Consider the following 24,747-nt stretch of genomic DNA (forward strand, 5'->3'; position numbering starts at 1 on the left):
GGTTAGTTAATCCTTTATAACTTTTATTATTTTTGAAATATTATTAATGGTAACATTAACAAAATATACTCCAGATTGCAAGTTGGACATATTAATAATACTCATTAAAGTATGAGGAGAGTCTTTATAAACCTCTTGTCCAATGACATTAAAAATAGTAATATTAGAAATTTTAAGTTTTGATTTTATAGTAAAACTATTATAAACTGGATTAGGATAGTATGAAAACAGTGTGTTTAAATTAAATGTTTCTGTTGAAAGTGATGATGCTGCAGCTGCTGCAGAAATTTGAAACGTTCCGTCTTGTGGACCTAATATTTTAGAATTTGCTGCTCCATATTCATTTACTCTTAAATACAATACTTGACCAGGCGAAACATCTATACCTTCTGTAAGTGTTACCTGAGAAAAATTTCCAATACCTAAATCGTCATCACATGCTATTTCTGTTCCGCTACAATCTGAATATATTGATAAAACCGTATCTGTTAATGGTGATGTACCTGAAGGGTCTGGTTGAGTCGCTATAATATAATCTTCTCCTGCAATCAAGTCTGCAGGCACTGTTACTGCAAACCAAGTATCTCTACCACTTCCGTTAGAACCACAAGTGGCAATTATTCCAGAAGCTGTATTACTTATTGTTGTACCTGTTACCCAAACTTCTTGTCCTAAAATAGAGGATATTACTATCTCTGCAGTATTACAGTTATCATTAGAAGGTACACAATTATATAATAATGTTTCACTATTGCTAAAACAAGATGAATCGTCACCATTTATAGCATTTACATTAACAGATAGTCCAGATTGATAAGGTCCAAAAGTGACCATTCCGATACTATTCACAGATTGCGGTGCACTTCCTTGGTTGTCAGTAATATCAATAGTGCTGGCTGAACCCATATCTATAACATCAGCTACTACACTAAATTCGTTATTTATGCAATCATCAACGATACTATAAGTTACAGTAGGGTTTATACAACTGTCTTCAGAGATATCTAATGTATATGTAGTTGTTTGAGGTTGAGGAAAAGTAGAAATCACAATGTAATATGTTATTCCTATAGAAACCAATAAATCAATTTCTCTTGCATCTGAGTTAGGATTAGCAATTCCAGCAATACAATTTACACCTATATCATTACAACTTGTATACACGAATAGTCCTGAAAAAGGTGCTGCAGGATTTAAATTAATGCTTATTTGGGTATCTGAAGTCGCAGTGTAAGCATACACAACATCATCTCCATCTAAATAATTATCAGTTGTTCCGCAATTAGTATTACCTGGAGAATTAGAATAATCGTCTCCATAGCCATTAGTGCTATTATTATCGTTAAAAGGTAAAGAATTAATAACTAAAGGATTTGAGCATAATGCGCCTATTGGTGGTCCAATAGTCGTAAAATCCCAATAGCTACAAGTCGTGTTTTCTGATGGTCCATTTTTAGGGACTACTCTCCAATACACAGTTTCATTAAAGCCAATATTAGTTAAGTCAAAAGTAGTAACCGTTGTATTACCTCTTAATGTTTGATCAGAATAATTGGATAAAACACCTGAATATACATCATAGCTAGTTATTGAAGCTCCAGAGCTAGAATTTGACCAATTTAGAGTCACGATTCCAGCAGTTACATTAGTGTCATTATTATTTGGAGAAGGGTTAATAACACAATCTGGTGCTATCGGTAAAGTATACTCTGACAAGCAAAATGATAATGGATTGACCATAGATGTTCCAAAATCGTAAACTTGTATAATTAAATCTTGACCAATGGTCCATCCACTTAAAATATAATCTACAGAAGCAAACGTATCAATACAAGTAATTTCATTTCCAGAAGATGCATCTCTAATAATAATTCCAGGATTACCAGCTCCATCATTCCAAATTAAAGCATCTGAAGTTGCTGTCCAAGAAAAGAAAATATCTAACCCTGTATTTGTTCCATCACAACCTCCATCTAAACCACTATCAGTAAAACCAGTTGAAAAGTCATAAGAAAACGTGTATGCATTTGTATTACATACTGTATTTTCTGGAGAAGGCGTAATTGGAAGCGGATTAGAAATGAAATCTCCATTCATAAAATCTGAAGACTTTTTTTCAAAATGTTTTAAAGTTAAAGTTGTTGTTTTAACAACTTCTAATTTGGCAAAGCCATAAAACCCGAAGATGACAACTAATAAGGCTAGTAATGCATATTTTTTCATCTTTTAATTAGTTAAGAAGATATCGTTAAACAATATACATAATATTACATTACAAACAACTAACTAAAAACTAAACCTCAAGACTATATTCTCAATTTAAGATTAGAACACTCAAAAATAAAAAAGCCACCTTTTACAAGGTGGCTTTTAAAATTTATAAAAAGTCTAAGATTATTTCTTAATTACTTTTATAGTTTCTGTTACATTCTCAATAGTTACTTTAACAAAGTAAGCTCCTGATTGTAAGTTAGACATGTCTACAGTATTATTAACACTATTAGGTGCATTTCTGTAAACCTCTTGACCTAACATATTGTAAACTGATACATTATTAATCTCCTTTTGAGCTTTTAATGTTAAATTATCATTTACTGGGTTAGGATAGTAAGAGAATAAAGATTCTGTGTTAAATTCGTTAGTTCCTAACGACGATTCAGCTACTAATAAAGTAAATGAACCTGGAGCTAAAGCTCTAGCAGTACCATCGTCACTAACTCTTACATAATATGTCGTACCATCAGTTAAACCACTAACAACAGATGTGTTACATGCACCAACTTGAGTACCAGCACAATCGCTATACACTCCGTATTGAGCTGCAGTAGTTGTAATAGTTACTTCTCCTGTAGACGTCGCTACAAAAGAATACCATAAATCTGCAATAGCACCTGTAAAGCAATCTCCAGCAACCATAGAATCTGTTCCTCCAGTATTATCTGCTGTAATTTCAGTTCCTAAAGTTAAAGCTTCTGCAGTTGCACACTCGTCGTTTGCAGGAGGTGAAATATCAACTGATAAACAGAAAGTTCCTTCCGCTCCATTATATCCAGATACTTGAATATAATATGTACCAGCAGTCACAGCTTGATTAGTAATCAATGAGTTCCATGAAGAACCATTTGACAGTATCACAACTCCTTCGTCTTGACTACAAGCTACTTGGGTCAAAGCACCTGATGTACCAGAGAAAATAGCAATTTGAGTATCCACTAATGTGCCACCTAAGTAATCTGTAGATACATCTACATTAGAATCAGAAGCAACTGTAAACGTATACCAAACATCTGATCCTGCACCACCAACATAACATGTTCCGGCTCCTTCACCAGAATCTGTAGCGCCTTCATTTGTTCCATTGTTGGTAGTTCCGTCACAAATCATTTCTCCAATTGTAATAGCTGTAGCATTTGCTATGTCATCATTGTCTGGAGGACATACAGATTGAGTTAAGGTTCCGCTTGTAAATGTACAGTTAGAATCATTATCATCTGCTACTGTTATTACCACATCTGTAGCGTTTGCGTATGGTCCAAATTGAAATGTTCCTACTGCTGTTACATTAAATGTTGTAGCATCTTGATCGTTAGATACTGTTAAAGCTGTTGCTGTACCTAAATCGGTAATCTCTACGTCTATTAAGAAACCTCCACTGTTGTCACAATCATTAACAATAGTGTAAGTAGCGGTTGCAGGAGTACATGTCGGTTCTGAAGCACAAATAGTAAAATCACCAGGTGTTTCAAAACCATCATTCCAAACCATTAAATAATATGTTGTTCCAGCTGTTAAACCAGTAATTTCTGCTCCATTTAGCGGATCAGAACAATATAATTGAGTTGTTCCAGCACAATCGTCAAAAATTGCGTATTCTAATGGGTTACCAGTACCTAAAGTTACCGTAAAGTCTACATTTCCAGATGATGGTGCAACAAAGCTATACCACACGTCCCATTCTGTACCTGTATCACAAGTTGGATTAATGGTAGACTCCGTAGAAGATACTAACGTACCAGAAGTTGTTAATGTACAAGTACCATCTGTATTTACTGAAAGCATTTCTGCATCATCACAATTGTCATTTGCAGGTGGTGGTGGTGGTGTACCAATACAAATATCAAATATTGAAGTTTGTCCAGCTGTTCCTGTCCAAGAATAGACTTGTACGAAGTAAGTGTTACCAATAGTTAAACCAGATGTCGTACTTGTATTTGGATCAGAACATGTTAAAGCTGCTGCTAAAGACCCACATCCAGGATCTGCATCATAAACTGCATGATATAAATCTGTAGTACCACCAGTAATATTAATTAATGAAACTTGATGTGTTTCATTCGTCGCAACAAAACTATACCAAACATCATCGTCTTCTGTTCCTCCACAGTTATCAACACCAGAGTTCGTTGCTCCTACTATTGTACCATTTGTTACCTCAGCACATGTTAAATCTTCGTTGACTGTTAAAGCAACTGCTGCTGAACAATCATCGTTTTCTGGTGCATCAGGTAATGTAAATTCTGCTAGACAGAAAGATACTGGATTTGTACCAGTTGTACCAAAATCATAAACTTGTATAATTAAATCATCTCCAATGGTCCAACCACTTAATTGAGCATCTGTAGCTGCAAAGGTACCTAAACATATTATTTGTGTTCCAGTCGCGTCATAAACTGCAACTCCTGGGTTTGAAGCACCATCATTCCAGATTAAAGCGTCACTTGTTGCTGTCCATGAAAAGAACATATCAAAAGTAGATGTTGTACCACAAGTACTACTTGTACCACTATCTGAAACTCCGGTTGAATAGTCATAAGAAAAAGTATATGCTGACGTATCGCAAGTACTTCCTTCGGCAGAAGGTGTAATTGGTAATGGGTCATTAAAAGTATCACCTTGAACTGGATCAAAAGTAACAAAACTTTGTTCAACACATCCAGTAGCAGAACCATTTGCATTGTATGGTGTAATAGTAGCATAATAAGTTGTTGCAGGTGATAATGCACCTAAATTATATGCTAAAACATTTCCTACATCAACGTTGTCTAAGATATCAGTACCACCAGTAGTTGAACCTACTGTTAGTATGTATCCACCTGCTGATCCTGTAGCACCACTCCAAGATATGTCACCATTTACAGGCACATCAGTAGTTTGTGTTAAAGTAGCGTCACAGTTTGGTGGAGTAGCAGCTGTTAAACCACCAAAGATTGCATTTGCAAAATATAAACCTCTAGATGTAGCAGTTGGTGGAGCTGCTGGATCAGGGTTTGTACTATCATTTCTGTACCAAATACTTCTATTCACTGCAGAATCTGTTTTGTTCCAAGCAATTGAGCAATCCCAACCAGGTTGGTTTTCATCTACAGCAACTATTAAATTATCCACGTTATTATATGCAAATGGAGTATCAAAAATAATTTCCATCCAGTTACCGTTAGCAGGATAAGTTACATTTCCAGTATAAACTTGAGTTAAGTTTGCATTAGCTTCCCAATCTGTAGTAGAAGCAAATTCAGTTTTAGTTGAATGTCCTAGATATACTGTCCAGTCAAAACTTTCATTGTTTGTTGCAGGAGCCGAAGCCATATAAAAAGAAATAGAAGTTATATTTCCTGCTGAATTAATCTCACTCTGATAATATACTTGTTGAGCATAAGTATATCCATAACAACTAACGATTGGAACGTTAGTAGTAGTTGTAGTTCCAGTTCCTACTTGTACTTGCGCAAAAGCAAAAGCTGTAAACAACATAAAAATTAATAAAGTAATTTTTTTCATATTAAATTTAGTATTAGTTAATAATTAATTAATCATCCTCTAAAAATATTGATTAATTCCTAACTACAAAGTCTAACTATTACCAAATCGATAAAGCACAAATAAAAAGGTTTAAGTGTTAATTAATTTAACAAAAAAACACAACTATTTGAGTGTAAGATTTTTCTACAATACAAAACATAATCTATTGATTAAATATGGCAAAAAAAAAGCCTTACGAATATCGTAAGGCTTTCAGGTATTTGTTACTAAATTGTTATTTACTTTCTGACTCTACAAAAGCATCCATCACTGCATCACTAACTCCCATGTTACTAAAGCCTCCATCATTGTATAAATTTTGTAGTGTAACCCGTTTAGTTAAATCGCTAAACAAAGATACTGTGTAGTTAGCACAATCCATAGCTGTAGCATTTCCTAAAGGCGACATTTTTTCAGCGTAAGCGATAAATCCATCAAATCCTTTTACTCCACTTCCTGCAGTAGTAGGTGTTGGAGATTGAGATATGGTATTAACACGTACTTTTTTATCTCTTCCAAAGAAATATCCAAAACTACGTGCAATGCTTTCTAAGTAGGCTTTATTATCTGCCATATCATTATAATCAGGAAATACACGTTGTGCTGCCATATAGGTTAATGCAACGATACTTCCCCATTCATTCATTGCATCATGCTTATATAATGTTTGCATTGTTTTATGAAAAGACATTGCAGACACATCGGTTCCTTTTTGAGTCCAGTCATAATTTTGGTCTGTGTAATGTTTTCCTTTTCTAACATTAATAGACATACCAATAGAATGTAATACAAAATCTAGTTTACCGCCTAATAACTCCACTGATTTTGTTACTAAGTTCTCTAAATCTTCTAAAGAAGTTGCATCTGCTGGAATTATGTGTGATCCTGTTTTTGAGGCTAAAGCATCTATTTGACCCATACGCATGGCTACAGGAGCATTGGTTAGCACAAAAGTTCCTCCTTCTTCATGTACACGTTCTGCGGTTTTCCATGCTATTGAGTTTTCGTCTAATGCGCCAAATATGATTCCTCGTTTTCCTTTTAGTAAGTTGTATGACATAATGTATAAGTTGTTTGTCCGTTTAGTTTATTTAATTATAGTTCAAAGATAGTATTAAATTCAAAATAAATTGATGAGATACCTGCTTTCGTAGGAATGACAAGTCAATTCAGTAATTGTTTAGCATGTGCTATTGCAGAATCTGACAATTGAGCACCTCCAAGCATTTGTGCTAGTTCTACAACACGCTGGTCATAATTTAATTTAACTAAATTAGTAGTTGTAACTTCATTTACATCTTCTTTATAAACTTTAAAATGCGTATTACCTTTAGCAGCAATTTGTGGTAAATGTGTGATACTAAACACTTGCATTTTAGTACTCATTTGCGACATGATACTTGCCATTTTATTAGAAATCTCGCCTGAGACACCAGTATCAATTTCGTCAAACATAATACTTGGTAATTTGACATATTTTGAAAGAATAAATTTTATGGCTAACATAATTCTAGATAATTCTCCGCCTGAAGCAGCTTTTTTAAGCTGATTAAATTGTCCACCTTTATTTGCTGAAAATAAGAAATTTAAATTATCTTTTCCATTATACAGAAACTCTTTTGCAACATTTAAACTAATATCAAATTGTGCATTTGGCATACCTAGTTGACTCAAAATAGTTTCTAATTGCTTTTTTAATTCTGGTATAGCTTTATTTCGTTTTTCAGTAATGTTTTTTGCTTCTTTATTTAAAAGGTGCTTAACAGAATTAATCTCTTGCTCTTTTTCTAAAATATCTTCGTCTACACTTTCTGTTGCTTCAACTTTTTTAGATAGCTTTTCTTTTATTTCTAATAATTCGTCTACAGAATTTACCAAATGCTTCTGCATCAAGTTATTTAACGTAGACAATTTGGTATTTACTTCTTCTAACCTGTTTGGATCTGCATCTAAAGCTTCTTGAAAACGCTCTATATCCACCAAAACATCATCCAATTCTATTAAACTACTGGCAACTCGGTCTAAGATAGGTTGATAATTAGCAGAAATAGTGGTTAATTTTTGTAGTGCTATTTTAATTGTTCTTAAGTTAGTTAATACGCCTATTTGCTCTTCACTTAACAAAACGTTGGTTTCTTCTAACTTTTGCTGAATAGCTTCTACATTATTTAAAACTTCATACTCTTCTTCTAAGCTTTGGAGTTCGCCTGTTCTTAAGTTAGCAGCTGTTAATTCACTTAATAAAAATGAATTATAGTCATGTTCTTTAATAGCCTCTGCTTGAAACTGTTTTAATTCTTTTAGCTGTTTTTGTAGCGCTTTATACTGTTTTAAATGAAGTGAGTACGTCTCTAAATTAACTTCAGTATTAGCTAATGCGTCAATAACTTGAAATTGAAATGCATCATCAACTAACTGTAATGTTTCGTGTTGCGAGTGGATATCTATAAGATGCGCTCCTAATAACTGTAGACTAGATAAATTTACAGGAGAATCGTTAACAAAAGCTCTAGATTTACCAGATGGTAAAATCTCGCGTCTAATGATGGTTAGTGACTCATAGTCTAAATCTTCAGACTTAAATAACGGTTGTAATTTATATTTAGAAACATCAAAAGTCGCTTCAATAATACATTTAGTTTCTGGATCTCGTAAACTTGATAAGTCTGCACGTTTTCCTAATATTAAAGATAAACCGCCTAAAAGTATTGACTTACCTGCTCCAGTTTCTCCAGTAATAATGGTAAAACCATCATTAAAGCTAACCTGAAGCTGATCTATTAACGCGTAGTTTTTTATGGTTAGTCCAGTAAGCATTAGTTTGATTAGTTAGTGAGTCACTAAAAAAATAGTTCTAAAATTTAATGTTTCTCCATTTAGAAGAATGCATTGGTGCTACTTTATTTAAAGTGTCTACCAATTCTGCAATATCTACACTTGGTCCATCAGAAAATATTTGTTCAATCTCTTCTGCTTTAGCATCGAAAAATACACGTAACAAGTAAGAGTTTGGACGTCTTCTATTCATATCTTTAAAATATCCTAGTGCAATAGCAATTTCGTTTTTGGCATCTTTCTGGTTATCGCTCATAATATCTAGACCACGTCTGTGATAATTGTACATTACAGATCTAAACTCTTTAAAAGTTGGCGATAATAAATTATCTATTAAAGCAAATCTGCTTTGTAAACCATCTTCTAATTTCCATCCAGAATAATTTTCTTGTTGTGAGAAGTTGACAATGTTCTGTGCTTGCCTAAAATAATCATCTCCTCCTTCTTTTTCAAAAGATTCTGCATCCATGCCTAATATCATGTGTATATGAAATGCTAATACTGAGATTAAGTTTGATGCATATTGTGTAGGATTGTAAATCAATTGCTGAAACTCGACATAATCAAAAGTAAAATCCTTATCGTTTACATTATAAACAGGCGTTGTGTAGCTTGCACCAAATACAGGTCTAGACGACTGTACTTGCAATGTGGCTTTATAACTATTACCAGAATATTCACTTATATTAATTACAAAATTACAATCTATACGCTCTTGTGGTTTAACTGTTTTGTTAGTCCATTTAGTACTAGAAATAAATTCTTTTAATTGTTTTTCTAAGGTTTTAAATTGCTGTAAATTTTCATCACCAGTTTGTTGTGCATTAACGACTACAGTAGCATTTAACTCCTGTGCTTGTAAAGACACAGATAAACAAAATAAAAAAAGTATTAATAGATTACGCATGTATTGTTTTTATTATCGTATTAAAAATATCAGCAGCTACTTCTGTCTTAGATTTTAACTTATAAACTGTTTCTTGTTCTTCTTTATTAATTAAAGTTACTTTATTGGTGTCTGATTTAAAACCAGCACCTTTGTCGTTTAACGAATTTAAAACAATTAAATCTAAATTCTTCTTTTTTAGTTTCAATTTTGCATGTTCTAATTCGTTATTAGTCTCTAAAGCAAAGCCAACTAAAAACTGATTAGTTTTTATTTGACCTAAAGACGCTAATATGTCTTTAGTTTTTTCTAGCTCTAAAGTTAACGTAGACTCTTTCTTTTTTATTTTCTGAGTAGCTATATTTTTGGGCTTATAATCTGCTACTGCTGCAGATAAAATTGCTATATCAGAATTATTAAAATGAAGATGAGCAGCTTCATACATCTCTTGAGCGCTTGTAACTGGAACTACTGTAATTAAGTTATGATTAACTGTTTGATGTGTTGGACCAGTTATTAATATAACTGTAGCACCTAAGCTTGCAGCAGTTTTAGCTAATTCAAATCCCATTTTTCCTGAAGAATGATTGCCAATAAATCTAACAGGATCTATAGCTTCATACGTTGGGCCAGCTGTAATTAGTACCGTTTTGTCTTTTAAAGGTAATCCATCAATGATATCTTGTTCTATAAAATCAACAATATCTTCTGGCTCTGCCATACGACCTTGCCCAATCAATCCGCTAGCCAACTCGCCTGAAGTGGCAGGAATCATTATATTACCAAAACTTTTTAATTTACTAAATGAAGCTATAGATGAAGGATGTTTATACATATCCAAGTCCATAGCTGGTGCAAAATACACTTTGCATTTTGCAGACAAGTAAGTTGCTAATAATAAATTATCGCAAGTACCATTTGCCATTTTAGACAAGGTATTAGCTGTAGCTGGTGCAATAACAAAATAATCTGCCCAAAGACCTAACTCTACATGGTTATTCCACATAGCATTATCATCATCGTCATTGGTAAAAGTTGAATGTACTGGGTTTTTGGAAAGTGTAGATAGTGTAAGCGGAGTTACAAAATCCTTAGAAGCAGGTGTCATCACAACTTTTACGTTAGCACCTGCTTTTATAAATGCCCTAACTAATGTAGCAGTCTTGTAAGCAGCTATACCAGCACTAATGCCTAATAGTATATTTTTGCCACTTAATACAGACATAGTTTTAGTCTTGGTTATCTTGCTCTGTGTTTCTGTGGTAGATTTTATCATCTAACCACTCTTGCACTGCTAAAGCATGAGGTTTAGGTAATTTTTCGTAAAATTTAGACACCTCGATTTGCTCTTTGTTTTCAAAAATTTCTTCTAAGCTATCGTTATACGTTGCAAACTCTTCCAGCTTTTCAATTAATTCTTTTTTAATTTCAGAATTGATTTGCTCTGCTCTTCTAGATATAACCGAAATAGCTTCGTAGATGTTGTTGGTTGGTGCATCTACTTCGTTTCTATTATAAGTAGTTGTTGTTAATGGAGCGTCGATTTTTTTTAAATCCATAATATATTAGCTTTTGGTACTGTATTGTTGTAATTGTTGTTTTAAATCTTCCACCATCTTTTCTGCATTTTCAGTATATTCTGAAGCTGGATAAGATTTTTTGAAAGCGTTGTAATATGATATCGCTGAGTTTAAGCGTTCTTCTTTTTTGTATTCTACACTTTTAATTGCTAATTGATAAGCCGAGTCAAATCTGTAGTAAGCAGCATTTTCACGCAGTGTTGTACCTGGAAAATCTGCAATAAAATTATTAAACGAGCTTATAGCCGCTTTGTAATCTGCTATATGATTATACTGCTTAGCAATACTGTAGGCTTTCATCTCTAATTTAAATTGCAACTCTTTTACCAACTCGTTAATTTCAGGCATGTACTGAGACTCTGGATATAAGTTAGCAAATAATTGTAATTTTTCTAAAGCATGATTGGTTTCGTGCTGTTCTTTTGAGTATACAGGAGATAACTCAGCGTAACTTATGGCACTTTTATATAAGGCTTCTTCTAATTTTTCACTTCTTGGATAAGAGGTTGCAAAACGCTCAAATCTATAACCAGCCAAATAATGTTGTCCTGTGTGAAAATAACAATCTGCATCTAAATACATTAATTTCTCAGCTTGAGGCTTTCCTCTGTAAGCAGGTACAATCTGTGTAAATAAACGACTGGCTTTGTTGTATTTACCGTCTTTATACAGTTGTTCTCCCATTTTAAATTTAACTGCAACGTCTTCAGACTTTAAGGCCTTTTGATACTCGTTACAAGAGGTGAATACTAAAAAAGTAATTAAGATGTAAAATAAATTCTTCATAAATTTTAAACGAAGCGCAAAAATACGCTATTTAAATGGATTTTAAAAATATAATTTGATTGCTAATTTAATTGAAGAAATCAAGTTTGACATAGGTTTAAGTATAATTTAACTTTTAGAAAAATGAGCCATAAAATTATCAATCTTAGTTTGTAATTGATCTGTTACAGGAACTAAAGGTAATCTTACTATTTTATCACAAAGATTTAAGTTACTTAATACTGCTTTTATACCTGCTGGATTATTTTCTTCAAAAATTAAATTAATGATGTCCATCATTTTAAAATGCAGTGCATAAGCTTCTTTAGCTTTACCTTCTAGACCTAAATTAATCATGGTTGAAAACGCTTTAGGCAAACCTTGTCCAATAACAGAAATTACTCCTGCTCCACCTGCTAATACTACTCCTAATGCTAAATCGTCATCTCCAGAAATAACAGAAAAATCTTCTGGTTTATCTCTTAACAATTCTAAATATTGCGCTACATTATTACCAGCTTCTTTTACTGCTACTATATTTTCAAAGTCTCTAGCTAAACGCAAGGTGGTCTCTGGCAACATGTTTTTAGAGGTTCTTCCTGGTACATTATATAATATAATTGGAACTGGACACACCTCTGCTATAGCTTTAAAATGTTGATACAAACCTTCTTGTGTTGGTTTGCTGTAATAAGGCGAAACAGATAAAATACCTGCAAATTTAGATAAGTCTGTTGCTTTAATTTCTTCAATGACTGCTGAAGTATTGTTACCTCCAATACCTAACACTAAAGGCAAACGTCCTTTATTTACCTGACTTATAACTTGTATTATCTCCTTTTTTTCTTGTTTGGTAACTGTTACACTCTCACCAGTAGTTCCACTAATGACTATATAGTCAATACCATTATTAATATTGTACTCCACGATATTTTCTAACGCTTGAAAATCTACTGATAAATCAGCTTTAAATGGAGTCACAATTGCTATTCCTGTGCCTAAAAAAGGGTTATTCATTACTTATTTTGTTTAAAATGTTTAGGTATTTTATTAATTCTGATTTAAATATTGCTTTGTCTTTAATTGTAGTTTCAATAATTAAATCGTTTATTTTTTGGTTTGCATTGTTTATCCCTACTTTTAATTGTGCATTTGTAGTTGCTGAGGCTACTTGTAAGGCCAAAGTATTGGTTTCATAAAAATTAATAAGTAAATCAAATTGTGTTGATACAAAATCTTTTACCACTTGACTTTTAAAGTGACCTTTCCAACCTAACTCTTTTTCAGAAAAGGTATTGTTATAAACAGAGGTTTCTTCTTTTTTATTATTAAAAAGAGATAAAATTTTAATGTTGTTTTGATTAACATTTAATTCATTTATCAAACTATTAATCCATTCTAAATCAGAAAATTCCTTATTATCCACTAAAACACCTACACGTTTTATAGTATCATTATTAGTAGCTACAACCCTATTGTTTACACATTTGTTAATATACTTTTTATTAGATTTTTCTTTAAATCCTTTTAAAATCATTTATCTTTATTCCTTTGCTACAAATGTAGTGATTGTAACTAAATATTGACTTTAAAATATTCAACTTTAAATATGAATTTAAAACACTATATCTTCTTACTTTGTTTTGTTGTTATAACATCTTGTAAGCAGGAACCTTATGCTTTGAGTAAGATTGAAGGTCGGCAAATCAATATAAATGATTCAATAGTATTGGATGATGCTATCGATGCCTACATCAAACCTTATAGAGAAAGTATAAATAAAGATATGGAAGCCATATTATCTTATGCACCTGACACCTACAGTAAAACAGATGGTGAGTTTAATACAGCTATAGGTAACTTGATGGCAGATGCTGTTTTTGAACAAAGTAATCCGATTTATAAAAAACGTACAGGCAATGACATAGATATGGTTTTACTTAATCACGGTGGAATTAGAGCTATTATATCTAAAGGAAACATTACTACCAGAACCGCTTTTGAAGTTATGCCTTTTGAAAATAGCATTGTAGTTGTAGAACTTAAAGGACAACAGATAGATAGTTTAACTAATTATTTAAGTAAAGCTAAACGTGCACATCCCATACAAGGTTTAAAATTAACTTTAGATAAAGATTTTAGTGTTAAAGAAGCATTAATTAATGGACAAAAAATTGAAAAAGATAAAGTGTATCATGTGGCAACTAACGATTATTTATATAATGGTGGTGATCGCATGCGGTTTTTTCAAGTGAATGATAGTGTACATGTTTTAGACTATAAAATACGAAATGCCTTATTAGACTACTTCAAAAAAGTAGATACTATTAAACCCGTAATTGACGATAGATTTATCCAAATTAAATAACCCAACCTAATGAAACGTAGAGACTTTATACAACAAGCAACAGCTGCTACTGCTTTAATTACAGTTGGTGGTTATGGATTACAATCGTTTGCCACTTCAACAAAAACTAAAAAAATCACTATTCTGCATACAAATGATGTGCATAGCCATATCGATGTGTTTGGACCAGAAGATGGACGTAATGCAAATCAAGGAGGTGTTGCAAGGCGTGCCACTTTAATTGAAAAGATCAGAGCCAATAACCCAAACACTTTATTATTGGATGCAGGAGATATTTTTCAAGGAACACCTTACTTTAATTATTATGGAGGTGAATTGGAATTTAAATTAATGAGTAAGCTTAAATATGATGTAGCAACTATTGGAAACCATGATTTTGATAATGGTATAGACGGGTTATACGCCCAACTTCCACATGCTAGTTTTAACTTTGTATCTGCTAATTATGATTTTTCAAACACCATTATGGACACCCATGTTAAACCATATCAAGTCTTTAAAAAAGATGGAATTAAAATAGGTGTATTTGGATTAGGTATTAAACTACAGGGCTTGGTTGATAAAAACATGTATAAAGAAACAGAATATCTAGACCCTATTGAATCTGCCCAAGAGATGACACGAGTTTTAAAAACAGAAGAACAATGCGATTTAATTATCTGTTTGTCACATTTAGGATATTACTATAGTAAGTTTCCAGAGAAAATTAGCGATTTAAATTTAGCCAAAGCGACTAAAGACATAGATCTTATAATTGGTGGACATACGCATACGTTTTTACCAAAACCTACAGTAGCACAAAATAGTGAAGGTAAAAATGTTTTAGTAAATCAAGTGGGATGTTATGGTATAAATCTTGGTAAAATAGATTTTTACTTTGAGCCTGACAGCACTAAAAAAGCTGAAGGTACTTCAATAATAGTTTAAGTTTAAGCTAATTTAGCTTGTTTTTGTATGGCTAAATATTTCATTTTTATATACACATACAAAAAGTAAAACCCAATACCCATTAATATGGAATATGTGATTTGTAACAGTTGTTCTGATGAAATAAACAAATAAGCTACTTGTACCATTTCTGAAAATACAATACACACACTAGCTAAAAATAACAATAATCCATGCTTAGTTTCGTGGTATAAATAATGTACTAACGAAAGCGATAACACCAATAAAATTAATACATTATAAGTCACTTCCATTGCAAAATCTAAGGTATTAACTACAAGCGTCTCATCTTGCATAATCATTTGATTTAAAGCATAAATAATATATGTATTAAAAACAGTTAATACTATTAAATGCAATTTAAATTCTTTAACTAACAACCTTAAGTTTATATCTTTTACAAGAAAGATAACTAATGATAAATAGGCAGCAATTATCAATGTGTTAGAACAATGATAGGACAATAATTGATTACCCTTAAAGACTATTTTAAGTATTTCTGCTATTGAAAAACTTAACAGAAAAAACCCAAAAAAATGATTTTTTTGTTTGGCTTGTCCATAATACAAATAAGCAAAAAATGGAAAAATTGTTATCCATGCATAATTGGACAATTCTGGAACATTAAACAGTCTTCCAACCATTGTAAGTACCACAAGAATTATTAAAAGTGTCGATACAATATTGAACTTCGTTAATTTCATTTTCTAAGATTTGGGATTACAAATATAGAATTAAAATGCAATTAAACGTGTAAATATGTATTTAATCGATGAAATGCAATGCTATTTCAGTTTACTCAAAAAGTCTTCTTCAGTAATCATCTCAATATTAAGCTTCTCTGCTTTCTCTTTTTTACTTGGTCCCATATTATCTCCTGCAACAATAAAACTGGTTTTGGAAGAAATTGAAGACGACACTTTTCCGCCATTATCCTCAATAAGTTTTTTAAGCTCTGTTCTGGATAAAGAATGAAACACACCAGACACAACAATGATGTTTCCTTTTAACCTATCGGTTTGATTAGCTAATGTTTCTGCAGATAATTCTAGCTGCAAACCATAAGATTTTAGTCTATTTATGATTTTCTGATTGTTTTCATCCGAAAAGAAATCGACAACACTTTCTGCAATTCTAATTCCTATCTCGTTAACTTGTTCAAGGTCTAAAACAGATGCAAATGCCAAAGCATCGATACTTTTATAATGTTTTGCAAGAGTTTTGGCAACCGTTTCACCCACAAATCGAATACCCAAAGCAAATAACACACGTTCAAACGGAATTTGTTTAGACGCTTCAATTCCTGCAATTAAATTATCTGCACTTTTTTCTGCCATACGCTCTAAAGGAAGGACTTGCTCTTTTGTAAGCACGTATAAATCTGCATAATTTGTAATTAATCCTTCATTGACTAACAGCGTAACGGTTTCTCCACCTAAACCTTCAATATCCATTGCTTTTCGCGAAATAAAATGCTGAATACGTCCTATAATTTGTGGGTTACAACCATTATAATTAGGACAAAAGTGTTTGGCTTCACCGACTTCACGTTGTAGCTCTGTATCACACTCTGGACAATTAGTAATGTATTGGGTTGGTTGAGAATCTGCTGGTCTTTGAGATAAATCTACAGCAATAATTTTAGGTATAATTTCCCCTCCTTTTTCTACAAAAACGGTATCATTAATTCTAATATCAAGTTTTTCAATTTGGTCTGCATTGTGTAATGAGGCACGTTTTACTACTGTACCAGCTAACTCTACTGGTTCTAAATTAGCAACTGGTGTAATAGCTCCTGTACGACCTACTTGATAGGTTATCTCTTTTAAAACAGTACTAACTTGTTCTGCTTTAAACTTATAGGCTATTGCCCAACGTGGTGCTTTAGCAGTAAATCCTAACTCTTCTTGCTGGTACAAGCTATTAACTTTAACCACTACTCCATCAGTCTCATAAGGTAAATCGTGTCTTGCTTTGTCCCAGTAGTTTATAAACTCAAAAACTTGATCTATGCTATCGCATAATTTGGCTTCAGTAGGCACTTTAAATCCCATTTGTCGTGCTTCTTCTAAACTATCAAAGTGTGTTTTAAAGTTAAAATTATTACCAACTAATCCATACAATAAACAGTCTAAAGGTCGTTTTGCCACCTCTGCACTATCTTGTAGTTTTAAGCTTCCAGACGCAGTGTTTCTAGGGTTTTTATATGGCTCTTCACCATTAGCGATGCGCTCTTCATTCATTAAATTAAATCCATCGAATGGTAAAATAATTTCGCCTCTAATTTCAAATTCTTCAGGATAGTTACCTTTTAACTGTAAAGGAACAGAGTTTATAGTTTTAATATTTGCAGTTACCTCATCACCTTGAAAACCATCACCTCTAGTCACAGCATTAAACAACTTTCCGTTTTTGTACGTCAAATTTATAGAAGCACCATCATATTTAAGCTCGCATACATACTCTATCTTTCCGTCCACTTGTTTCTTCACTCGGGTTTCCCAATCTTTTAAATCTTCAAGAGAATATGAATTATCTAAACTATACATACGGTGTTTATGCACCACTGTGTTAAAGTTTTTAGTCACTTCTCCTCCAACTCTTACTGTTGGCGAATTGGCATCAAAAAATTCTGGATGCTCCTCTTCTAGCGCCTGAAGCTCTTTTAACTTTTGGTCAAACTCGTAATCGCTTATAGTTGGATTGTCTAAAACGTAGTAGTTGTAGTTATGTTGACGTAACTGATCTCTTAAAGTGTTTATTTTTTGTTGTATGCTCATATTAAATTATAATACTCTAAATATTATATTTTTATTTTAAATTTTAAAAAATAGGGTTTAGAAAGTTTTTCAGGATTGTAACACTCACCAACATAATTGACCACATTTATTATAAACTCATCATCATCTAACCAATACAACGAAAAAATATCATCCATACCTGCACTATTATTTTTTTTAAATGGATAGGACCATGATTCTGGTGTAAAGCTTATTAAACGTGTGTAAGAATTATCTATGCTTTTTTTATGTACTTCAAAATAAGTATCATGATAACATTCTGTTAGATCATGAGTTACTAATATTACATATTTTTTATTGGGAGAAACATAAGGATAGCCATTAAATGTATTTAAAGTATCTCCATTTTTTATGCTAATTTCAGTATGAGTATTTGGCATAAAAAACATATTTTCTGAGACCATATAACTATTAGGAAAGTCCCTATGATGAAATACATTAAAGCTTTTTGTTGGATTATATTCTGAGTGATAAGTTGTATCTTTTAAAATTAAATGTTCTCCATTTTCAAAAGATAGTGTAATGGTTCCGTCTATTTTTTTTGGTGCTTCTATTGGTGTAATTTTTTGTTTATCTAGTATTTGGTTCTTATATTTTTCAAAATCTATTTTCTTAATTTCTAACACTTTTTGTAAGTCAATTTTAGAATCTTCTCCTTTCTCTCCTAACACCAAATAACCATATTTATAAATAGTATTATCATTGGTATTTTGACTGTTTTCGTACAAAAAGCCATCAAATATAAAGCCTATATTATCTTTTAAAACATACCAATTGTGTTTGTATTTGTTGTCACTAACTTTAATACTTTCATAACTCCATTTAGTCACTATTTTGGCAGTACGTCCTTTTATGACATTACTATTATCTACTATTGTTGTGGAATCTTTTGAGTAATTTAAAATATATATCACTTCACCAAAATCTAATTTACCAATTTTATTACCTAACGAATCTCTAATAAGAAGTCCGCTTTTTGCTTTAACAGTTCTTCTATCTAATTTTGAAAATTCCTTTGGTGCAATCCATTTAAAAATAGAATCTTTGTCATTTTTTGCCAGCTCTACCGATTTGTAAATTGGATTTGAGCCTCTATTATTATCTAGTTTAACGGTATCTTTTATTGCAATACTCTCTTGCTTGTCACTATTTAATTCAACACTATTATTTTTTTCCTTTTTGCATGAAAAATTTAATAGTAAAATTATTATGTACAAGAATTGCTTCATTAATTTTTAGTTCCTATTATCATTCTATCTTTTCCAAACATATCCTGCTTTAATTGGACATCTTTAAAACCATGGTTTTCTAAAAGCTGTATCATCTCCTGACCAAGATATTCATTAATTTCAAAATATAATTCGCCTTTAGGCGTTAAGTTTTTAACAGCAAAATCAGTTATAGCTTTGTAAAATAGCAACGGATTATCATCCTCTACAAACAACGCTAAATGAGGCTCGTTATTTAATACATTTGGTTGCATTTGTGTTTTCTCTTGGTGTCTTACGTATGGTGGATTGGATACTATGATGTCAAATTTCAAGTCATTAAAATTTAAATCCCAATTTGACTTATTTAATATATTGGCTTCTATAAATTGTACTTCTACGTTATTTAACGTAGCGTTTTCGCTTGCTTTTTCTAACGCTTTCGCGGAAACATCTAGCGCAAAAACAGAACTGGTTGATAAATGTTTAGCTAAACTTATAGCAATACAACCACTTCCTGTACCAATATCTAATATCTTAAGAGACTTATCGACTGTGCTTGAAGTGACATTTGATATAATTAAGTCTACTAATTCTTCCGTTTCGGGACGAGGTATTAGTGTATGCTCATTTACTTTAAATGGTAAACCGTAGAACTCGGTTTCACCTATTATGTATTGTATGGGTTTATGGTGCTTTAAAAGGTCTAAAGCCTTAAAAATAGGTTCTTGCTCCTGTTTGGTGATTGCAAGGTCAGGATGTAAAGCCAAATCTAATCGACTGTATTTATAGTAAGCTTGAGTTAATATAAAAAAAAAGGACTGCACCTCGTCTTTTCCATAAATAGCATCTAATTCGTTATGAAAAATGTTTTTTAAATCTGTTAATCTCATAGTGTTTTTATCATCCAAACTCCACAGTTAAAATGTCCAGTTTGGCCTAAAGGAGCATTTAAATGGGTAAATCCATAACTTTCATAAATATGTATAGCTTCTTTTAATTTTGGGATAGTTTCTAGATAGGCTTGTTTAAAACCTAATGATTGTCCTTTGTTAAGACATTTTTCGAATAGTTTCTTACCAAAACCTTTTCCGCGTAAGCGATTAGAAAAATACATTTTTTGTATTTCAAACACCTCATCTTCCATTCCGTTTAAAGGCTTTAATCCACCTCCTCCTTCAATAACTCCATCTATAGTCACAACGTAGTAGGCTTCATTGTGTTTAGCATAAGATTGGTACATTTTCGGTGTTTCTTCATCTGCATAAGCTGTACCTACTAAAGGCAAACCATATTCAATAAAAACCTCACGTATAATAGCTTCCATTTGAGGATTATCTTGTGGCTGTATTTCTCTTATTTCAATAATAGCATTACTCACTTATAAATAGTATTTTTGCTTCATATTTTAGAGGTTCAAGATACATTAAATCTAAAAATGTCATAATGAAAAACACACTAATCTTATTAACATTATTGTTCACTTTTTTTAGCTGTAAGGTTAGAGAAACTCCAGAATTTATTAAGGTTGAGAATATTAAAATTACTGAAACTTCTCCAAAATATATTACGATTACCGCAGATGCTTTTTTCTTGAATCCTAATAATATTGGAGGTGAATTGGAAACAGATGGTATTAAAGTATTAGTGAATGACAACGAGTTAACCTCAGTCACTGCCAAAAGCTTTAAAGTTCCAGCAAATAAAGAGTTTTCTATTCCATTACAAGCAAGTATCCCAATTGATAGTTTATTAAGCAATAAAAGCCTAAGCAGTTTATTAGGTAGTTTTATAAATAAAAAAATGAAAGTCCAATATGTTGGTGATATCAAATATAAAATCCTTGGGTTTTCAAGAAAATATCATATTGACAGAACCGAAGACGTTAAAATAAAGCTATAAATTGTCTCACGAATATTACATAACACGTTGTTTACAAATTGCTAAAAATGGATTAGGTACTACTCGCCCAAATCCTATGGTTGGTTGTGCTATAGTACACAATAACACCATTATTGGAGAAGGCTTTACTAGTCCGTATGGTGGTAATCATGCAGAGGTCAATGCCATACAATCTGTAAAAGATCAATCCCTTTTAAAAACAGCAACTATTTATGTGACTTTAGAGCCTTGTAGCCATTTTGGTAAAACACCACCTTGTAGCGATTTAATTATACAGTATAACATACCAAATGTAGTTATTGGTTGTATAGATGATAATCCAGAAGTTGCAGGACAAGGCATTAAAAAGTTAAAAGAAGCAGGTTGCAATGTCACTGTTGGCGTTTTAGAAGCTGACTGTAAAGCGCACCACAAACGGTTTTTTACATTTCATAATAAAAAACGTCCTTACGTTATATTAAAATGGGCAGAAACTAAAGATGGTTTTATAGCACCTAGTTTTAAAGATGAAAAAAAGCCAGTTTGGATAACAAATCTATACTCACGTCAATTAGTGCATAAATGGCGTGCTGAAGAACAAGCCATTTTAGTTGGAACTAATACTGTTTTGGAGGACAATCCTAGTTTAACAGTAAGAGATTGGATAGGTTACAATCCTGTTAGAGTGGTTTTGGATAAACATGATACACTAAATCGTAATTTTACAGTATTTGATTCTGAAGCAGAAACCATTATTTTGAAAGAAAACACTGCCAAACTCATTTGTGACACATTATACAATGCCAATATTAACTCCATAATTATTGAAGGCGGAAGTAAAACCTTACAACTTTTTATCAACGAAGGGCTTTGGGATGAAGCACGTGTTTTTACTGGACCTGTTACTTTTAAAGAAGGTATAAAAACGCCTGTCTTTTCTGGTAAATTAGCTTCTGAACAACACATAAAACAAGACACTTTAAAACTATATACTAATGATTAAAACCATAATCTTCGATTTTGGAGATGTGTTTATCAATTTAGATAAAGAAGGCGCAATGACTAATGCATTGGAGCTATTTGAATTGGATGAATTATCTGAAGAACTTATCGCTTTTAATGCCTTTTACGAACAAGGATTGATTGACACCAACGAGTTTTTAGATTTTTACCTTAATAACTTTCCTAAATTATCTAAAAAAGATATTATTGAAGCTTGGAATTATATTATCTGCGATTTTCCACCTAAACGATTAGAGTTTATACAACAATTAGCTAAAGACAAACAGTACCAACTTATATTATTAAGTAACACTAACGAGTTGCACATTAATCATATCAAAGAATATATTCCGTTTTACGAAGAATTTAAAGCGTGTTTTGATCAATTTTATCTGTCTCATGAAATCATTCTACGCAAACCAAACGCAGATATTTTTCAGTTTGTTTTAGATGAAAATAATTTAAATCCAAAAGACTGTTTATTTATTGATGATACAAAAGAAAATACTGAAACTGCCAATAAATTAGGTATTCACGTTTGGAACAATAACCCAAAGACTGAAGACATTATTGATTTGTTTACCATTAAAAAAGATCTATTTTAATGTATTTACTACTTAGTATTTGTGCTTCGACATTAATTTTTGTCATTTTTAAAACTATTGGCAAGCGTAATGTTAACACCTTACAAACTATTGTGGTCAACTACTTTACCGCATTTACTTTAGGCGTTTTAAGTTATGATTCTACTGTAGTTGTTTCAGAAATAATTTCCTCAAAATGGTTTTTTGGAGCAATTGGCTTGGGTATTTTATTTATTACCATATTTAATGTCATGGCATTAACAGCACAGCGTAACGGTTTATCTGTTGCTTCTGTTGCAAGTAAAATGAGTGTAGTAATTCCAATAATTTTTGGACTTTTTGTGTATAATGAAAGTTTAGGATGGCAAAAAGGACTAGGTATTATTTTAGCATTAGTTGCAGTTTACTTAGCTTCAGTCAAAGTAAAATCAAAAACCTTCTCTTACAAAGGTTTATGGTTACCTATCATTTTATTTTTAGGGTCTGGTACTATAGACACTTCCATAAAATATATTGAAACAACCTATTTGGCAGATAATGGTATTCCTATTTTTTCTGCTACCATTTTTTTAATAGCAGGTTGTATTGGAGTTGGCTTGCTTTCTGCGAAAGCGATACAAAATACTTATGTTTTTGACTCTAAAAGCATCATAGCAGGAGTTGTATTAGGAATTGTCAACTACTACTCCATTTATACTTTATTAAAAGCTTTAAATGCAGAACACTTTGAAAGTTCGACCATTTTTACTGTCAATAATGTTGCTATTGTCATGTTATCCACTGTAATAGGCTTATTGTTATTTAAAGAAAAATTGTCTCTAAAAAACTGGATAGGAATTAGCATTGCCATTATTTCTATAATTCTAGTAACTTTAGCTTAGACTTATGGAAAACGATACCTACAAGACAATTATCAAATCTTCAGAAGAGGTCTTACACAAAGACAAAAATTCTAAATTTTTTAGCTATGCTTTTCCTATAAGTATAGAAGATGACATTAAACAGCATCTTGAAGATTTAAAACAGCAACATCCTAAAGCAGGACATTTTTGTTACGCTTACCAAATAGGAAAAGAAAAAACCACAATAGCTTACAGAGCCAATGATGATGGCGAACCTAGCAATAGTGCAGGACTACCAATTTATGGGCAAATCCAATCGTTTGAAGTAACTGACATATTAGTGGTTGTTGTGCGTTATTTTGGAGGTGTAAAATTAGGCGTTGGAGGTTTAATTAATGCGTATCGTACTGGAGCTCAGTTAGCTTTAGAGGCCTCAAAAATTGTAGAACTCACTATTAATATTGACTATATTATTACTTGTGATTATGAAGTGATAAACAAAGTCATGCGCGTTATTAAAGAAAAAAACTTAAACATAATAGACCAAAAATTAGAATTGGACTGTCAAATCACTATTTCAGTTAGAAAAAAAGATGCAGAAAAAATCTATTCTATTTTTGAATCAATTTACAAAGTAACTATTAAGAAAACAGATTATTAATTTTTTAAAGCCTCTAAAAAATATTGAGGTGGTCTTGTTGGCTTTTTTGTATTAATATCTACAAATGCTAAAACTACATTTGCAGTACACAGAATTTGTTGCAAATCATTCAGTATTTCATACTCAAATTCGACCAGAGCAGTAGGCGATTTTTTTAGTTGGGTTTTTACTTTAATTAGGTCGTCGTAAAAAGCTGATTTTTTGAAATTTATAGATAACGACACTACAGGAAGCGCAATTCCTTCTTTTTCCATTTTTTTATAAGATATACCCAACTTACGCAACCATTCTATTCTAGCAAGTTCTAGATATAATGCGTAATTTCCGTGATGAACAACTCCCATTTGGTCTGTTTCTGCATATCTTACTCTTATTTCAATTTCATCCTGTTTTATACCCATTTTCTTATTTTTTTTTTGTAGTTTCGAAACGTTAACCAACATGAGAAAAAAAAACTAAAAATTCAATAGTAAATGATTTTTTTTTTACGTTTTTTGTTCACATATTTGCCAAGCTAACAAACAGAGGTCTCTTATCGCTATTTTTGAGACAAAATAACTAACTTAAAAATATCTTTTAATATTAAC

Annotated in this window: 23 protein-coding genes; 7 read left to right on the plus strand and 16 right to left on the minus strand. The window is 31.9% G+C overall.

The window, feature by feature from the left end:
• Positions 1 to 6: 6 nt before the first annotated feature.
• The 10 genes from Ollyesu_RS13495 to Ollyesu_RS13540 form a co-directional block, all read right to left on the minus strand.
• Positions 7 to 2,223, minus strand: a complete 2,217-nt coding sequence (locus Ollyesu_RS13495) for a T9SS type A sorting domain-containing protein (RefSeq protein WP_279301745.1) — start codon at positions 2,221 to 2,223, stop codon at positions 7 to 9.
• A 171-nt stretch (positions 2,224 to 2,394) separates the two neighbouring features.
• Positions 2,395 to 5,778, minus strand: coding sequence for a T9SS type A sorting domain-containing protein (locus Ollyesu_RS13500; protein ID WP_279301746.1), 3,384 nt, complete (start codon positions 5,776 to 5,778; stop codon positions 2,395 to 2,397).
• 256 nt (positions 5,779 to 6,034) lie between these two features.
• Positions 6,035 to 6,859, minus strand: coding sequence for an SDR family oxidoreductase (locus tag Ollyesu_RS13505; protein ID WP_279301747.1), 825 nt, complete (start codon positions 6,857 to 6,859; stop codon positions 6,035 to 6,037).
• Between the two features lie 104 nt (positions 6,860 to 6,963).
• The gene (gene recN, locus Ollyesu_RS13510; RefSeq protein WP_279301748.1) at positions 6,964 to 8,616 is read right to left on the minus strand and encodes a DNA repair protein RecN; all 1,653 of its coding nucleotides are present in this window, start codon (positions 8,614 to 8,616) and stop codon (positions 6,964 to 6,966) included.
• Between the two features lie 37 nt (positions 8,617 to 8,653).
• Positions 8,654 to 9,541, minus strand: a complete 888-nt coding sequence (locus tag Ollyesu_RS13515) for a DUF4835 family protein (protein WP_279301749.1) — start codon at positions 9,539 to 9,541, stop codon at positions 8,654 to 8,656.
• Complete coding sequence (coaBC, locus tag Ollyesu_RS13520; RefSeq protein WP_279301750.1) at positions 9,534 to 10,745, minus strand: bifunctional phosphopantothenoylcysteine decarboxylase/phosphopantothenate--cysteine ligase CoaBC; 1,212 nt, start codon at positions 10,743 to 10,745, stop codon at positions 9,534 to 9,536. Before coaBC ends, Ollyesu_RS13515 begins: the two co-directional genes overlap by 8 nt.
• Before the next feature lie 4 nt (positions 10,746 to 10,749).
• The gene (locus tag Ollyesu_RS13525; RefSeq protein ID WP_279301751.1) at positions 10,750 to 11,079 is read right to left on the minus strand and encodes a DNA-directed RNA polymerase subunit omega; all 330 of its coding nucleotides are present in this window, start codon (positions 11,077 to 11,079) and stop codon (positions 10,750 to 10,752) included.
• 6 nt (positions 11,080 to 11,085) lie between these two features.
• On the minus strand, positions 11,086 to 11,886 hold the full coding sequence (bamD, locus tag Ollyesu_RS13530; protein ID WP_279301752.1) for an outer membrane protein assembly factor BamD: 801 nt from the start codon (positions 11,884 to 11,886) through the stop codon (positions 11,086 to 11,088).
• A gap of 108 nt (positions 11,887 to 11,994) precedes the next feature.
• Complete coding sequence (gene dapA / locus Ollyesu_RS13535; RefSeq protein WP_279301753.1) at positions 11,995 to 12,882, minus strand: 4-hydroxy-tetrahydrodipicolinate synthase; 888 nt, start codon at positions 12,880 to 12,882, stop codon at positions 11,995 to 11,997.
• Positions 12,875 to 13,402, minus strand: a complete 528-nt coding sequence (locus Ollyesu_RS13540) for a hypothetical protein (RefSeq protein ID WP_279301754.1) — start codon at positions 13,400 to 13,402, stop codon at positions 12,875 to 12,877. The genes dapA and Ollyesu_RS13540 overlap by 8 nt, the downstream gene beginning before the upstream one ends.
• Positions 13,403 to 13,546: 144 nt before the next feature.
• Here Ollyesu_RS13540 and Ollyesu_RS13545 point away from each other — a divergent pair, with 144 nt between their 5' ends.
• The gene (locus Ollyesu_RS13545) at positions 13,547 to 14,233 is read left to right on the plus strand and encodes a 5'-nucleotidase C-terminal domain-containing protein (protein ID WP_347567255.1); all 687 of its coding nucleotides are present in this window, start codon (positions 13,547 to 13,549) and stop codon (positions 14,231 to 14,233) included.
• 9 nt (positions 14,234 to 14,242) lie between these two features.
• Entirely contained in the window at positions 14,243 to 15,160 is a 918-nt protein-coding gene (locus Ollyesu_RS13550) for a metallophosphatase (protein WP_279301756.1), read from the plus strand.
• Between the two features lie 2 nt (positions 15,161 to 15,162).
• Here Ollyesu_RS13550 and Ollyesu_RS13555 read toward each other — a convergent pair whose 3' ends face one another.
• From Ollyesu_RS13555 to Ollyesu_RS13575, 5 genes are all read right to left on the minus strand, one after another.
• Positions 15,163 to 15,885, minus strand: a complete 723-nt coding sequence (locus tag Ollyesu_RS13555) for a hypothetical protein (RefSeq protein WP_279301757.1) — start codon at positions 15,883 to 15,885, stop codon at positions 15,163 to 15,165.
• A gap of 81 nt (positions 15,886 to 15,966) precedes the next feature.
• Positions 15,967 to 17,961: an NAD-dependent DNA ligase LigA gene (gene ligA / locus Ollyesu_RS13560; protein WP_279301758.1), complete on the minus strand. Its 1,995-nt coding sequence runs from the start codon at positions 17,959 to 17,961 to the stop codon at positions 15,967 to 15,969.
• 23 nt (positions 17,962 to 17,984) lie between these two features.
• Positions 17,985 to 19,211: a hypothetical protein gene (locus tag Ollyesu_RS13565; RefSeq protein ID WP_279301759.1), complete on the minus strand. Its 1,227-nt coding sequence runs from the start codon at positions 19,209 to 19,211 to the stop codon at positions 17,985 to 17,987.
• Positions 19,211 to 20,083, minus strand: a complete 873-nt coding sequence (gene prmC / locus Ollyesu_RS13570) for a peptide chain release factor N(5)-glutamine methyltransferase (RefSeq protein ID WP_279301760.1) — start codon at positions 20,081 to 20,083, stop codon at positions 19,211 to 19,213. The genes Ollyesu_RS13565 and prmC overlap by 1 nt, the downstream gene beginning before the upstream one ends.
• Positions 20,080 to 20,571: a GNAT family N-acetyltransferase gene (locus tag Ollyesu_RS13575; protein WP_279301761.1), complete on the minus strand. Its 492-nt coding sequence runs from the start codon at positions 20,569 to 20,571 to the stop codon at positions 20,080 to 20,082. Before Ollyesu_RS13575 ends, prmC begins: the two co-directional genes overlap by 4 nt.
• A 65-nt stretch (positions 20,572 to 20,636) precedes the next feature.
• Here Ollyesu_RS13575 and Ollyesu_RS13580 point away from each other — a divergent pair, with 65 nt between their 5' ends.
• The 5 genes from Ollyesu_RS13580 to Ollyesu_RS13600 are packed head-to-tail and all read left to right on the plus strand — an operon-like array spanning position 20,637 to position 24,160.
• Positions 20,637 to 21,092: a hypothetical protein gene (locus Ollyesu_RS13580; RefSeq protein WP_279301762.1), complete on the plus strand. Its 456-nt coding sequence runs from the start codon at positions 20,637 to 20,639 to the stop codon at positions 21,090 to 21,092.
• Position 21,093: 1 nt separating this feature from the next.
• Entirely contained in the window at positions 21,094 to 22,074 is a 981-nt protein-coding gene (gene ribD, locus Ollyesu_RS13585; RefSeq protein ID WP_279301763.1) for a bifunctional diaminohydroxyphosphoribosylaminopyrimidine deaminase/5-amino-6-(5-phosphoribosylamino)uracil reductase RibD, read from the plus strand.
• The gene (locus Ollyesu_RS13590) at positions 22,067 to 22,678 is read left to right on the plus strand and encodes an HAD family phosphatase (RefSeq protein ID WP_279301764.1); all 612 of its coding nucleotides are present in this window, start codon (positions 22,067 to 22,069) and stop codon (positions 22,676 to 22,678) included. The genes ribD and Ollyesu_RS13590 overlap by 8 nt, the downstream gene beginning before the upstream one ends.
• Positions 22,678 to 23,538, plus strand: coding sequence for an EamA/RhaT family transporter (locus Ollyesu_RS13595; protein ID WP_279301765.1), 861 nt, complete (start codon positions 22,678 to 22,680; stop codon positions 23,536 to 23,538). Before Ollyesu_RS13590 ends, Ollyesu_RS13595 begins: the two co-directional genes overlap by 1 nt.
• A 4-nt stretch (positions 23,539 to 23,542) precedes the next feature.
• Positions 23,543 to 24,160, plus strand: coding sequence for a YigZ family protein (locus Ollyesu_RS13600; protein ID WP_279301766.1), 618 nt, complete (start codon positions 23,543 to 23,545; stop codon positions 24,158 to 24,160).
• On the opposite strand, the gene Ollyesu_RS13605 is transcribed toward Ollyesu_RS13600, so the two are convergent.
• The gene (locus tag Ollyesu_RS13605) at positions 24,157 to 24,555 is read right to left on the minus strand and encodes a thioesterase family protein (protein WP_279303078.1); all 399 of its coding nucleotides are present in this window, start codon (positions 24,553 to 24,555) and stop codon (positions 24,157 to 24,159) included. The two genes, Ollyesu_RS13600 and Ollyesu_RS13605, sit on opposite strands and share 4 nt — an antisense overlap.
• Positions 24,556 to 24,747: the final 192 nt, after the last annotated feature.

The sequence above is a fragment of the Olleya sp. YS genome, assembly GCF_029760915.1.
Lineage (GTDB): Bacteria > Bacteroidota > Bacteroidia > Flavobacteriales > Flavobacteriaceae > Olleya.